Genomic DNA, 12,746 nt, shown 5'->3' on the forward strand with positions numbered 1-12,746 from the left:
CGAGTGCGGGCCCTTCCGGACGGGTCGTCCGGAAGGGCCTTCCTCGTGCGGGACGTCAGACGGCGTTGACGTGGCAGGTGGCGGTCATCGTCTTGGTCGGGTCGCTCTCGGAGGTGGCCGTGAGCTTCACCGTGGCGTGCCGGCTGCCGCCCGCGGACTGCTGGGCGAAGACGGTGACGGTCTTCTTGCCGCCGAAGTCGACGGCCGCGAGGGCGTTGGGCGTGATCGTGGTCCAGCCGTTCCCTTCGGCCTCGGCCTTCAGCCGGTAGACGTCACCGTTAAGGTACGTCCTGACGTCCTCGGGGTGCTGCCCCTGAACGGAGGCGGCCTTGCCGGTGTTGGACAGCGGGAAGCTGCACATCGACACGCCCTTCTGCGCGGCGGGGACGCCCGCGCCCGGGAGCAGCTTCACGCCCCGCTTCTGCGGGCCCGCGCCGTCGAGGGACTTGATCGCCACCGTGTACGACAGGATCCCCTTGGCGTCGCGCTCCACGTCGGTGACGTAGAAGTGCAGGCGGTTGGCCTGGTCCACGTACTCGTACTCGCTGCCCGAGTCGGTGCCCGCGTGGAAGAGGGCGTCGGCGAGCTGCCGGTAGTCGCCGATCGTGATCGGGACCTCGGTGCCGTCGGGCAGCACGTAGTCGGTCATGTCGATGTCCTGCGGGTTGGCGTCGATCACCCACTCGAACGGCGCCCGGTCCTGGTCCTTGGTCTTGGCCAGGAGCACGCCGGAGTCGGGAGTGAAGGAGTCGCTGCCGATCCGGTCGACGACCTCCACGGTGTAGTTGTCGTAGCCGCCGCCGTCGCAGAGCGGGTCGGTCCGCTGGTTGCACGACCCGGTGGACTTGTCTCCGGTGTCGAAGGAGACGTTGACGCCCGTCAGGCCGTTCTTGCCCGGCTGGATCTCGCGCGCGGTCACCTTGGCGACGACCATGCCGGAGTCGCGCAGCGCCTCACGCGACAGGCGCAGGACGTTCTGCTCGTCCACCATGTTCAGCTTGATCTTGTTGCGCAGCATGTGCTGAGCGCCCATCGACGCGCCCGCCGTGGGTGGGATCAGCCAGCGGCTGTGCGGGCCGCCGGGACCGTTGAAGCTGCCGCGGCTGAGCATCTCCCAGATGCCGGTGTAGGACCGGACCGGCGGGTTGCCGTACGGGTTGTTGTAGTTGTCCAGGACGCCAAGGATGTGGCTGAACTCGTGGGCGAAGACCCCCTGGCCGGAGCTCTCGGCCTGGACGGAGTCGACGCCGATGTTCGCGTTGGGCCAGAACGTCGAGCCGGCGGCCCAGGACGTCCAGTCCACATAGCGGGTCTTGGACCAGTTGGGCAGGTTCGGGTCCGGCGGCCCGAAGTCGTCGGTGACGTCCTCCTTGGTGGGGAACTTCATCATGCCGAACTCCTGCCAGGTCGACGACTCGTCCTGGCCGGCGCTCAGGTAGAAGACGAAGTCGAACTGGGAGGCGACGTCCTGGCCGACGTCGGCGAGCCAGGCGGCCTTGCCGTCCGTGCGCAGGTTCCTGTTGCAGTTGTCCCCCGCCGGGCAGGCGTCGCGCTGGTACTCCATCGCGTACTCGTGCGACTTGCCCGGCATGGTGTAGGGGCCGAACGCGGTGAGGTCGACGCCGTACCGGCCGCCGGAGTCCTCCATCCAGTACTCGTGCAGGGTGTGGCCCTGGTTGAGCTGGCCGGGGGTGTTGAGGAAGTCCTGGTAGAACTTGGCGACCTGGTCACGGGGGATGTCGTGGGCCTGGGAGCTGGGGTTGCCGAAGACGGTCGAGTTCTGCGGCTGGGTGACCACGAACGGCTGGTTGGGGTAGTCCACCAGCACGAGCGCGCCCTTGAAGGTGCGCGCCGAGCCCTTCACGGCGGGGTTCGCCCAGTCGGTGCCCGGGATCTTCTTGTAGTCCGTCCACGTCATGTGGTCGGGGTTCTTCCAGTTCTGCGGGTCGATCGGCGCGACGACCCGCGACGCGCGGCCACGCAGGGCCTGCGCCTCGTCCGGCTGGTCGCGCTGCCAGGGCTGGACCTGGGGCCAGTGGTCACGACGCCAGGGCAGATCGGGGTCTCCGCCGGGGGCCGCGGAGGCGGGAGCCGCCGTCAGCGCGAGCGGGACGAGCGCGATGGCCGCCACCACGCCCGGGAACAGCGTTTTTGAGAGTTTCACGAATTATGACGCTATAGAGACTATTGAGGGAGATCATCGGTCACTTGTAGGGAAGACTGACGGGCCCGTCTCCTACAGGTGTCGAAGCGTCCAGGTGGAGGGCGAGTGGTGGATTTGCAGCGCATCGTGGACGACCTCGCCCTTCGTCTCGAAAGACCCCTCCTGCTTGAGGACGGCCGCCAGCGCGTCGTCGCCTACAGCGAGCAGGACGGGCCGATGGACGACGTCCGCCGCCACTCGATCCTGCGCCGCCACACCACCCCCGACGTGCGCGACTTCCTGCGCGCCGCGGGCATCCACGAGGCGACCGAGCCGCTGCGCACGCCCGGCGCCCCGGAGCTGGGGCTGCTGCCGCGGATCTGCGTCCCCGTACGGCACGACGGCCTGCCGCTCGGCTTCCTGTGGTTCATCGACACGGCTCCGGCCATGACCGAGCCGGAGATCGCGGCCGCGGCGGAGGCCGCGCCCACCCTCGCCCTGACCCTCTTCCACGAGAGTCTGGCCTCCGAGCTCGCCTCGCGCCGCGAGCTGGAGGCCGTCACCGGACTGCTGCTCCGCGAGCCCGACGCCGACAGGACCCTGATCGAGGCGGGCGCGTTCCCTGACGGCGCGCCCGTGACCGTGGCGGTCGCCAGGCCGGTCGGCGGCGGGTCCGACGAGACCCTGCGGTTGACGATGGAGCGCGGGCTGCTGGCCCTGCGGCGGCGCCTGGCCAGGCACCATCCCCTGCACCTGGTGCGCTACGACCACGCCGTGCTGCTCACCGCGGGCACCCGCGCCTTTCCCGAGGAGATGCACGCGGCCCTCGGGACGCCGGTCCTGGTCGGGATCGGCTCGCCGCGCCCCTCGCTCTCCCGCACGGCCGAGTCCTACGAGGAGGCGCTGCACGCCGCCGAGGTCATCGCGAAGGTGCCGGAGTTCGGGCGCTCGGCGGAGTGGAGCCGCCTCGGCGCCTATCGCATGCTGTCCGGAGTGCCGCACGGCAACCTCCATCCGGGGCTGGCACGGCTGCTGGACGAGGCCCAGCACCAGCCGCTGCTGGAGACCCTGGAGATCTACCTCGACCTCGCCGGCAACGCCCAGGCCGTCTCCCGCCGCCTGCGCCTGCACCGTACGTCGCTCTACTATCGCCTCCGCCGGGTCGAGGAGCTGGCGGAGACCGACCTCAGGGACGGCGAGGAGCGGCTGAGCCTGCATCTCAGTCTCAAGCTCGCCCGCCTCTCCGGCCGCTACCGCCCCTCCCCCCTGCCCGCCGAGGCCGAAAGCACGTGAAGTGGCCCGGGCACCAAGGTCAGCAAGGTCCGCATTCGGAGGGTCGATCCTGACCGAGAACCGCCGGAACGAAGGCCCTTCCGGTAACCCCTCCGGAAGGGCCTTCGCCGTGCCGCACGCCAACGCCTCATCGCGTACGGCAAGCAGGGGAGGGCGCGTCTGGTGGAGCCCCCACGGACTCCACCACGCTCCCGGACTCCACCAGGCTCCGGCGAACTTACGAGATCAGGCTTACGAGATCTTCGCGCAGACGGCGTAGACGAGGCCGTTGCTGCCGTTCCCGCCGCCGTTGCCCGTCAGCTCGACGGTCCAGCCGTTGCCGCTCATGTAGCTGCCCGTGACGGTCCTGCTCGAGCTGGTCTTGAAGCCGCCGCCGGTGACCCGCTCGTCGGCCGCGCAGGAGGCGGTCGCGCTGTTTCCGGAGATGGTCTGGCTCGACGTCCGCGTGCTCAGGGCGAGCGCGTCGCCTCCGCTGCCGCCCTGGCCCTTGAGCCACTTGAGGAAGTCGGCCTCGTCCTTGGAACTGCAGGCGTGCCCCTTCCAGATGTCGCAGGCGCTCTTGCCGTCGTCGCCGTTGAGGCCACGGTCGCCCTTCGCGCCCGCCGGGCCGGCGGGGCCGCGGTCGCCCTCGGGGCCGGTGAGACCGCGGTCGCCCTTCGCGCCCTGGGGACCCGCGGGGCCGCGCTCGCCCTGCGGACCGGCGGGGCCGCGGTCGCCGTCCTTGCCGTCCTTGCCCGGGGCGCCGTCCTTGCCGGGGGCGCCGTCCTTGCCCGGGGCGCCGGGCTCGCCCTTGAGGCCCTGCGGACCGGCCGGGCCGCGCAGGCCCTGCGGACCCCGCAGACCCTGAGGACCGCGCAGACCGCGCGGGCCCTGCTCCCCGGTGTCACCCTTCGCGCCGGTGCCGCCGATACCCACCGGACCCTGCGGACCGGTCTTGTTCCACGACACCTTCGTCTCGGTCGCCTTACACCTCGTCGTGGCGTTGACCAGGCGCATATACCGCGTGCTCTTGTTCACACACGCGTAGAAGGCGGCGTCACTCGCCGACGAAGCGGTGGCCGCGCCACCCAGAACCAGGACCGATCCAGCCAGAGCACCAGCCGTCATCAGGCCGATGGTGCGTCCGCCCGGCAACTTGATAGCCACGGGACTTCCCTTGTCTCAGGCACACAGAGTGCGCGGAATACCGAAGTTACGCACGTGATTCACGCTTCAAGGGATACGTAGGTTGTCATGCCGCACATCACGTATGCGCATCTCCGCTATCGGTAAGCCCGGGCGGTCAAGAACGTTCCAATGGGTTGCCGGTCGATTCGGCCGCCGGCGGGGGCGCGCTCGTCACTGATCCTGCTCGCCGGGCTCTACTTCCTCTTCGCGGCCGTGGCCTCGACGCCGGACATCAGGAGATCCAGGCCGAACGCGTAGTAGGCGTCGAGGTCGGGCTCATCCTCCATCGTCTTGGCGTACTCGACGATGCGGGGGAACTCGTCGGCGGGGAGCCGTTCCAGGGCCAGCCGCTTCTGCCGGCGCAACTCGGTCGCCTCCGCGGCGGTGAACGCGCCGGGGCAGCCGGGCTCGTTGTCGACCAGGGCCATCGCGCCGTGCAGCAGATAGGTGGAGACGGCGTAGCCCTCGCGCAGCGTGAAACCCGCCTGGGAGAGCAGGTCGAGCGCGGTGTCGGTCGCGCGGCTGAAGCTCGGGAGCTCCTGCTTCTCGACCATCGCGACCAGCCCCGGCATGTACCGGTGCCGCCGCATCACCCCGATCAGCGCCTCCACCATCACCCGCAGCCGTGCGTTCCACGGCGCGACCGGATCGAACTCGGCGGTGACCTCGGCCAGCAGGTGGTCGGCGACGCACACGAGCAACTGGTCCTTGCTCTTGACGTGCCAGTAGAGAGCCATCGGGGTCACCCCGAGCTCCTGGGCAAGCCGTCGCACCGTGACCGACTCCAGGCTCTCGGCGTCGGCCAGCTCGACGGCCTTCTCGACCAGACTCAGGCGGCTCAGCCGCTCCGCGTTCGCCATGGTCCGCAGCCTCCCTACCTCCTCGGCACTTGACAACTATACGCCGTACAAGGTCTCCTATGCACCGTACATGTACGCCGTACATGTACCTCGTACAAGAGGAGGACACATGTCCGGACGGTGGTGGGCGCTCGTCGCGGTGTCCCTCGCGACCTTCATGACCTATTTGGACAACAACGTGGTCAACGTGGCCCTGCCGACGATCCAGCGGGACCTGGCGCTGACGATCTCCGGCCTGGAGTGGATCGTGAGCGCGTACATCCTGGTGTTCGCGGGCCTGCTGCTCGCCGGCGGACGCCTGGCGGACGTCTTCGGCCCCAGGACGGCCTTCTTCGGCGGCCTGGCGGTCTTCACGCTCGCGTCGGTCGCGGCGGGCCTCTCCGGGAGCCAGGAGACGCTGATCGCGGCACGGGCGGTGCAGGGGCTCGGCGCAGCGATGGTGACGCCGTCGACGCTGGCCCTGCTGCCGCGGATCTTCCCCAATCCGCGCGAGCGGGCGACGGCCGTCGGCATCTGGAGCGCGGTCGGCGCCCTGGCCCTCGCGATCGGCCCGCTCACCGGCGGGTTTCTCAGCGAGAACGCCGACTGGGGCTGGATCTTCCTGATCAACCTGCCGATCGGCGTGGTCGCGGCCGTGATCGGCCTGCGTTCGATCAAGGTCGAGCGGGCCTCGTCCGGGCGTGCGACCCTCGACCTGCCGGGCCTGGCCGCCTCCGCCGTGGCGCTGTTCGCCCTCACCTACGCGCTCATCGAGGGCGAGTCGCGTGGGTGGACCTCGGCCCCGATCCTCGGGGCGTTCGCGGTCTTCGCCGTGGCCGCCGTCACGTTCCTGGTCGTCGAGTCCCGTACGGCGCAGCCGATGATCGACCTCAGCCTGTTCCGCGAGCGGGTCTTCAGCGGCGGCCTGCTGTCGATGGGCCTGTGGTCGTTCGGCGTGTTCGGCATTTACTTCTTCACCGCGCTCTACCTGCAGAGCGCGCTCGGGTTCTCCCCCACGGCGGCGGGCGCGGGCTTCGTGCCCATGGCGCTGCTCATGGCGGTGCTCGCGAGCGTCTCGCCGCGGATCGCCGAGCGTTTCGGCAGCGCGGGCACGGTCGCCGTCGGTCTCGGCCTGATGGCGGTGGCCATCGGCGGGCTGTCGAGCGCGGGTGAGGGCTCGCACTACGGCGACCTGCTCCCCTGGTTCCTGCTGTACGGCGCGGGCGCCGGCCTGCTCGTCCCGCTGACCAACGTGGTGCTGAACGCGATGCCCCCCGCGAGGGCGGGCGTGGCCTCGGGCGTGCTCAACGTCTCCCGCGAGGTCTTCGGCCTGCTCGGCATCACGATCCTCGGCGCGATCCTCAGCGCCCGGCAGAGCGCGATCGGCGGCGCTCCGCTGCACGCGTTCCTGGAGGCGTACCGGTTCACGCTGCTGATCGCGGCCGCGATCGTGCTGGTCGGCGTTCCGGTCAGCGTCTACTCCCTGCGCCGCACCCAGGCCGCCTCCGCCTCCGCCTCGGCCGAGCCCAGCGAACCCGCCGTGGCCGAGCCGGTCGCCTGACTCCGGAGTGCGGGCGCCCGCCAGAGCGCGAAACGATCGACTCCGGCTCCGGCGCGGGATCGGGGACAATGAGCCGGTGCCGGCACGCAGACTCGACCCAGGGAAGATCAGAGAGGCGCTCGACGCCCAGCTCGCCGATCTCGGGCGGCCACCGTTCGACGGTCCCGAGAGCGCAGCCGGCAACGCGTGCGTGCTGGCCGTGCTCGACGCCTACGAGGCCAGGCTCACACCGGTGAGAACCGCCGCCCGCGCCGCCGTACGGCACCTGCTGGAGGACCTGGCCGCGCGGGCGCCGGGACGGTCGGTGGAGGTGCGGGTCCCCCCGCACGCGGCGGTGCAGTGCGTGGAGGGGCCCCGGCACACGCGGGGCACCCCGCCCAACGTCATCGAGACCGACCCCCGCACCTGGCTCGAACTGGCCACCGGCCGGCTGTCGTGGGCCGACGCCACCGCCGCCGGGAAGATCGCGGCCAGCGGCGCCCGGGCCGACCTGTCCGCGCTGCTCCCCCTCTGGTGAACCCGGCCAAGGGTCACTGGAACTCGGAGATCTTGTCCTGCACGCAGCGCTGCGCATCCTCCTGGGTGGGGTAGACCCGGCGGTCGAAGCACTCGCCGACGTTACTGGTCGTGAACCAGTTGTAGAGCGCCACACCCACGATCAGGCCGATCAGCAGGGTCAGCGTGCTCAGCACCACCCCTCCGACCGCCCGGCCCCGGTTGGAGTTCCTGGCGATCGCCACGATGCCGAGGACGAGCCCGACGATCGCCACGAGCGTGCCGACGCCGCAGACCAGCAGCAGGACGATCGAGCAGATCCCGAGCACCAGCGCGGCCGTCCCGAGCCCGCCACCCGGCTGCGGCCCCCAGGGGCCACCGGGAGGTCCGCCGGGCCCCGGCGGCGGTGGCAGCGGCCCCCCATAGGACGGCTGCCCGTAAGGAGGCTGTCCGTAAGGAGGCTGGCCGTAGGGGGGCGGCTGTCCGTAGGGCGAGGGCGGGCCTCCGTAGGACGGCTGGCCGGAGGGCGGGCCTGCGGGTCCTTCCGCCGACGGCTCCCGTTCCTCCGGGGTCCCCGGCCCGTACGGCTCCCGCGGGCGCCCGGGGTCGTCGGGTGTCGCCACGATCATCCCTCCCCGTACCGGCTTGTGGGCCATATCCGATTCTCAGGGCCTGCCCGAAAGCCCAGGCTGCCCCGAAATCCGCGTGTGAGCAGGGCCGACACGGCAAAGGGCGGGTGATGCTTACGGCGCCGGACGGGCATGCCCGGGTTTGAGCAGCGCCAACGCCCAAATAGACTCGACTACGTGTTGAAGGGCGACGGCCGGCTGGGCCATGACCTCGACCCCCAGGACCGTGCTCCGAAGGACGCCTGTGGCGTCTTCGGTGTATGGGCCCCCGGGGAGGACGTGTCCAAACTCACCTACTACGGCCTCTACGCGCTGCAGCACCGCGGGCAGGAGTCTGCGGGCATCGCGGTCAGCGAAGGCAACCGCATCCTCGTCTACAAGGACATGGGCCTGGTGGCCCAGGTCTTCGACGAGTCGATCCTGGGCACCCTTCGGGGACATCTGTCCATCGGACACTGCCGTTACTCGACTACCGGATCGAGCGTCTGGGAGAACGCGCAGCCCACGCTGAACTCCAGCGATGGCAAGGGGCTGGCGCTCGTTCACAACGGCAACCTGATCAACACCGCCTACCTCGCCGAACGGCTCCCGCCGGGCTCCACCCGGGCGACGACCGACACCGAGGTCCTCACCGCTCTCCTGGCGCAGGACTCCTCGCGCCCGGTCGAGGATGTGGCGGCCGAGCTGCTCCCGGAGGTCAAGGGCGCCTACTCGCTCGTCTGGATGAACGAGACGACGCTGTTCGCCGCCCGCGACCCGCAGGGCATCCGCCCGCTCGTGCTGGGCCGGTTGGAGCGCGGCTGGGTGGTCGCGTCCGAGACCGCCGCCCTCGACATCGTCGGCGCGTCGTTCATCCGCGAGATCGAGCCCGGCGAACTGCTGACCATCGACGAGCGCGGGGTCCGCTCGCGGCGCTTCGCGTCGGCCGAGCCCAAGGGCTGCCTGTTCGAGTACGTCTACCTCGCCCGCCCCGACACCACCATCGCCGGGCGCGGCGTGCAGTCCACCCGGGTCGAGGTCGGCCGCGTGCTGGCCCGCGAACACCCGGTGAACGCCGACCTCGTGATCCCCACGCCCGAGTCCGGCACCCCCGCCGCCATCGGCTACGCCGAGCAGAGCGGCATCCCGTACGGCCAGGGCCTGGTGAAGAACTCCTACGTCGGCCGGACGTTCATCCAGCCGTCGCAGACCATCCGCCAGCTCGGCATCCGCCTCAAGCTCAACCCGCTGCGCGAGGTCATCGAGGGCAAGCGCCTGGTGGTCGTGGACGACTCGATCGTCCGCGGCAACACCCAGCGGGCCATCGTGAAGATGCTGCGCGAGGCCGGGGCCAGCGAGGTCCACGTGCGGATCTCCTCGCCCCCGGTCTCCTGGCCGTGCTTCTACGGCATCGACTTCGCCACCCGCGCGGAGCTGATCGCCGGGTCGCTGTCGGTCGAGGAGATCCGCTCCTCGCTGGGCGCCGACTCCCTCGGGTACATCTCCCTGGAGGGGCTCACCCGGGCGACGACGCTGCCGGCCGACCGGCTCTGCCGCGCGTGCTTCACCGGTGAGTACCCCATCCCGATCGAGGACGACCGGGTGGGCAAGTTCGTGCTGGAGGCTCAGCGATGACCAGCTACGCCGCCGCCGGCGTCGACATCGAGGCCGGCGACCGCGCGGTCGAGCTGATGAAGTCGCGGGTGGCGCGCTCGCGGCGTCCCGAGGTCGTGGACGACGCCAGCGGCTTCGCCGGCCTCTTCGACGCCTCGGCGTTCCTGCGCTACCGCAGGCCGCTGCTGGCCACGTCCACCGACGGCGTGGGCACCAAGGTCATGCTGGCCCAGCGGCTCGGCAAGCACGACACGATCGGCATCGACCTCGTCGGCATGGTCGTGGACGACCTCGTGGTCTGCGGGGCCGAGCCGCTGTTCATGACCGACTACATCGCGTGCGGCAAGGTCGTCCCCGAGCGGATCGCCGACATCGTGGGCGGCGTGGCCGAGGGATGCCGGCTCGCGGGCTGCGCGCTGGTCGGCGGGGAGACCGCCGAGCACCCCGGCGCGATGGGCCCCGACGAGTACGACCTGGCCGGCGCCGGCACCGGGGTCGTCGAGGCGGACGAGATGCTCGGGCCCGACCGGGTCGTGCCGGGTGACGTCGTGCTCGGGCTGGCCTCCAGCGGCGTCCACTCCAACGGCTACTCGCTGGTCAGGCACGTGATCAGGACCGCCGGGCTGGGCCTGGAGCAGGACCTGCCCGAGCTGGGCCGCACGCTCGGTGAGGAGCTGCTGGAGCCCACCCGCATCTATTCGCTCGACTGCCTGGCGCTCATCCGGGAGACCGAGGTGCACGCCCTGTCCCACATCACCGGCGGCGGGCTGGCGGCGAACCTGTCCAGGTCACTGCCCGGCACGGTGGACGCCCTTCTCGACCGGAACTCCTGGACCCCGCCCGCGATCTTCGACGTGCTGGCCGGGCGCGGCGGCGTGCCCCAGGAGGAGATGGACAAGACGTTCAACCTCGGCGTGGGCATGTGCGCGATCGTCCCGGCGGCGGAGGCCGACAAGGCGCTCGCTCTGCTGACCGGCCGGGGTCTGCCCGCCTGGGTGCTGGGTGAGGTCGTCGCGGGCGAGGGACGGGCCCGTTTCCGTCAGTGACATCCGGGCCGTCCGGCCGGTGACAGCCGGCCCGGGCGGCCACGACGGACTCTCCCGTGTTCGCCGCCGCGAAGCCGAGCACGACGGCCCGGCGGCGACTCGGCACTGAGGAGATGCGCCGAGGAGATACGCCGATCACACCGACCGGCCGTGACCGTGTCCGGCCACATATGGGGCCGACCGCAACGCCCTGGCATCACAACACCGCGTCACCGGAACGCGTCACCAGAATCTCGCCCCGCACCCGTCCCCGTAGCTGGGGTGGGGGGCTGACGGGAGAGCGACTCGCGGACAGTGAGAGAACCCGGCGGGAAGGTCCCCGCCGGGTCACTCAACTGGCGATCAGAACCGGGTCAACGCCGCCCACGGCGATCATCGTCGCCGTCGTCGTCGTCGACGGCCGCGTAATCGGCGTAGCGATCAGCCAACTCGTCGTAAGGGTCATGCTCGTCACTGTGGCCGGAATCGTCGGCGTCCACGACTCCGAGCTCCGCGCGCAGGCGCTCAAGATCCGTACCGCCGCTGTTGTACTTCAGCTGACGGGCGACCTTGACCTGCTTGGCCTTGGCTCGGCCGCGCCCCATTGGCTCGACCCCCTCATGCGGGGCCGTGCCCGACCCCTCGTCACTAACGCACCGCGCACCGACGCCACCTGACTTCAGGCGTCAGTCTCTCGTTCGCCTATTACCGTACCTGGTTTGTGCGCCGCTCGGTACGTCGTACGAGCGGCGGCGGTCAGCGCCGGAGCCAAATACCCCTTAGCCGACCGATTTCTGACATTCTCCGCTCTGCCAGCCTATCCGCTGCGACGGCGGGAGGGACGCCTTCCTCCTCGGCCGAGCGGAAGATTCTCAAGGTCGTGTCGAAGATCTTCGCCGCCCGGGCGCGGGCCCGGCCCATGTCGAAGCCCTCGATCTCGTCGGCCACCTGGATCACTCCCCCGGAGTTCACCACGTAGTCCGGGGCGTACAGCACACCCCGCTCGGCGAGTTGCTTCTCGACACCGGGATGGGCGAGCTGGTTGTTGGCCCCGCCACAGACGATCTTCGCCTTGAGCCGGGGGACGGTCTCGTCGTCCAGCGCGCCGCCGAGGGCGCAGGGCGCGTACACGTCGATGTCGGAGGCCGCGAGCGCGGCGGCGTCGGACACGGTCTCGACGGCGGGGTGGCGCTGCCGCACTCGCGCGACGGCCTGCTCGTCGACGTCGCAGACCACGACCTCGGCCCCGTCCTCGATCAGGTGGTCGACCAGGCGGTGGCCGACCTTGCCGACCCCCTCGACGCCGACTCGCCTGCCGCGCAGGGAGGACGCGCCGTACGCGTGGTCGGCGGCGGCCCGCATGCCCTGGAACACGCCGAAGGCGGTGAGAATGGAGGAGTCACCGGCGCCGCCGTGCGCCTGGGTGCGGCCGGTGACGTAGGAACACTCCCGCGCCACGACGTCCATGTCCTCGCTGTAGGTGCCCACGTCGCAGGCCGTGTAGTAGCGGCCGCCGAGCGACTGGACGAACCTGCCGTAGGCCCGCAGCAGGGCCTCGCTCTTGTCGGCCGAGGGGTCGCCGATGATGACGGCCTTGGCGCCGCCGAGGTCGAGGCCGGCCAGCGCGTTCTTGTACGCCATGGCCCGGGAGAGGTTGAGCACGTCGGCGAGCGCGGCCTGCTCGCTCTCGTAGGGATAGAACCGGGTGCCGCCGAGCCCCGGTCCGAGGGCGGTGCTGTAAATCGCGATGATCGCGTACAGGCCGCTGCGCTCGTCGGAGCAGAAGACGACCTGTTCGTGTCGCACCGGCTGGGCGGGGTTCGCGTCGCCGCCGGAGCTGGGATCCTTGTGGGACAGCCCGAAAACGTCGGTCACGGTAGTGACTCCTGATCGTGTACGCCGCCTCGTTGCGGCGATCGGCCTTCAGCTTATCCGACACCCCCAACAAAACGATCATGAAAGCCCGAGACGGTGCTGCACAGACGCTCGGCCACGTGGCAC

General features: G+C 70.6%; 11 protein-coding genes. 5 read left to right on the forward strand and 6 right to left on the reverse strand.

What is annotated here, in order from left to right; all coding sequences use genetic code 11:
- Positions 1–55 precede the first annotated feature (55 nt).
- Entirely contained in the window at positions 56–2,164 is a 2,109-nt protein-coding gene (locus tag ACGFIB_RS24305; protein ID WP_393375125.1) for a M6 family metalloprotease domain-containing protein, read from the reverse strand.
- Positions 2,165–2,269: 105 nt separating this feature from the next.
- Between ACGFIB_RS24305 and ACGFIB_RS24310 the strand changes: the two genes are divergently transcribed.
- Positions 2,270–3,436 carry a PucR family transcriptional regulator gene (locus ACGFIB_RS24310; protein ID WP_393375128.1) on the forward strand — a complete coding sequence of 389 codons (1,167 nt, stop codon included), beginning with the start codon at positions 2,270–2,272 and terminating at the stop codon, positions 3,434–3,436.
- 231 nt (positions 3,437–3,667) lie between these two features.
- Here ACGFIB_RS24310 and ACGFIB_RS24315 read toward each other — a convergent pair whose 3' ends face one another.
- Both ACGFIB_RS24315 and ACGFIB_RS24320 read right to left on the reverse strand, forming a co-directional pair.
- Positions 3,668–4,582 (reverse strand): collagen-like domain-containing protein, encoded by a 915-nt coding sequence (locus tag ACGFIB_RS24315; protein WP_357248705.1) that lies wholly within the window; start codon positions 4,580–4,582, stop codon positions 3,668–3,670.
- A 215-nt stretch (positions 4,583–4,797) separates the two neighbouring features.
- Positions 4,798–5,463 (reverse strand): TetR family transcriptional regulator, encoded by a 666-nt coding sequence (locus ACGFIB_RS24320; RefSeq protein WP_393375130.1) that lies wholly within the window; start codon positions 5,461–5,463, stop codon positions 4,798–4,800.
- Positions 5,464–5,572: 109 nt separating this feature from the next.
- Here ACGFIB_RS24320 and ACGFIB_RS24325 point away from each other — a divergent pair, with 109 nt between their 5' ends.
- Both ACGFIB_RS24325 and ACGFIB_RS24330 read left to right on the forward strand, forming a co-directional pair.
- Positions 5,573–7,003 carry an MFS transporter gene (locus ACGFIB_RS24325; RefSeq protein ID WP_393375133.1) on the forward strand — a complete coding sequence of 477 codons (1,431 nt, stop codon included), beginning with the start codon at positions 5,573–5,575 and terminating at the stop codon, positions 7,001–7,003.
- A 76-nt stretch (positions 7,004–7,079) separates the two neighbouring features.
- On the forward strand, positions 7,080–7,520 hold the full coding sequence (locus tag ACGFIB_RS24330; RefSeq protein WP_393375136.1) for a sterol carrier family protein: 441 nt from the start codon (positions 7,080–7,082) through the stop codon (positions 7,518–7,520).
- A gap of 13 nt (positions 7,521–7,533) precedes the next feature.
- On the opposite strand, the gene ACGFIB_RS24335 is transcribed toward ACGFIB_RS24330, so the two are convergent.
- Positions 7,534–8,121 carry a DUF4190 domain-containing protein gene (locus ACGFIB_RS24335; RefSeq protein WP_393375138.1) on the reverse strand — a complete coding sequence of 196 codons (588 nt, stop codon included), beginning with the start codon at positions 8,119–8,121 and terminating at the stop codon, positions 7,534–7,536.
- Between the two features lie 183 nt (positions 8,122–8,304).
- On the opposite strand from ACGFIB_RS24335, the gene purF reads away from it, so the two are divergent.
- Positions 8,305–9,741, forward strand: coding sequence for an amidophosphoribosyltransferase (purF, locus tag ACGFIB_RS24340; RefSeq protein WP_191054079.1), 1,437 nt, complete (start codon positions 8,305–8,307; stop codon positions 9,739–9,741).
- On the forward strand, positions 9,738–10,766 hold the full coding sequence (purM, locus tag ACGFIB_RS24345; RefSeq protein ID WP_142574611.1) for a phosphoribosylformylglycinamidine cyclo-ligase: 1,029 nt from the start codon (positions 9,738–9,740) through the stop codon (positions 10,764–10,766). Before purF ends, purM begins: the two co-directional genes overlap by 4 nt.
- 353 nt (positions 10,767–11,119) lie before the next feature.
- Here the strand turns inward: purM and ACGFIB_RS24350 are convergent, their stop codons facing one another.
- Both ACGFIB_RS24350 and ACGFIB_RS24355 read right to left on the reverse strand, forming a co-directional pair.
- Positions 11,120–11,350 carry a DUF3073 domain-containing protein gene (locus tag ACGFIB_RS24350; protein WP_079315184.1) on the reverse strand — a complete coding sequence of 77 codons (231 nt, stop codon included), beginning with the start codon at positions 11,348–11,350 and terminating at the stop codon, positions 11,120–11,122.
- Between the two features lie 151 nt (positions 11,351–11,501).
- Positions 11,502–12,620 carry a Leu/Phe/Val dehydrogenase gene (locus tag ACGFIB_RS24355; RefSeq protein ID WP_357265709.1) on the reverse strand — a complete coding sequence of 373 codons (1,119 nt, stop codon included), beginning with the start codon at positions 12,618–12,620 and terminating at the stop codon, positions 11,502–11,504.
- Between the last annotated feature and the right edge of the window lie 126 nt (positions 12,621–12,746).

It is taken from the genome of Microbispora bryophytorum (genome assembly GCF_043197435.1).
GTDB classification, from domain to species: Bacteria; Actinomycetota; Actinomycetes; order Streptosporangiales; family Streptosporangiaceae; genus Microbispora; species Microbispora bryophytorum.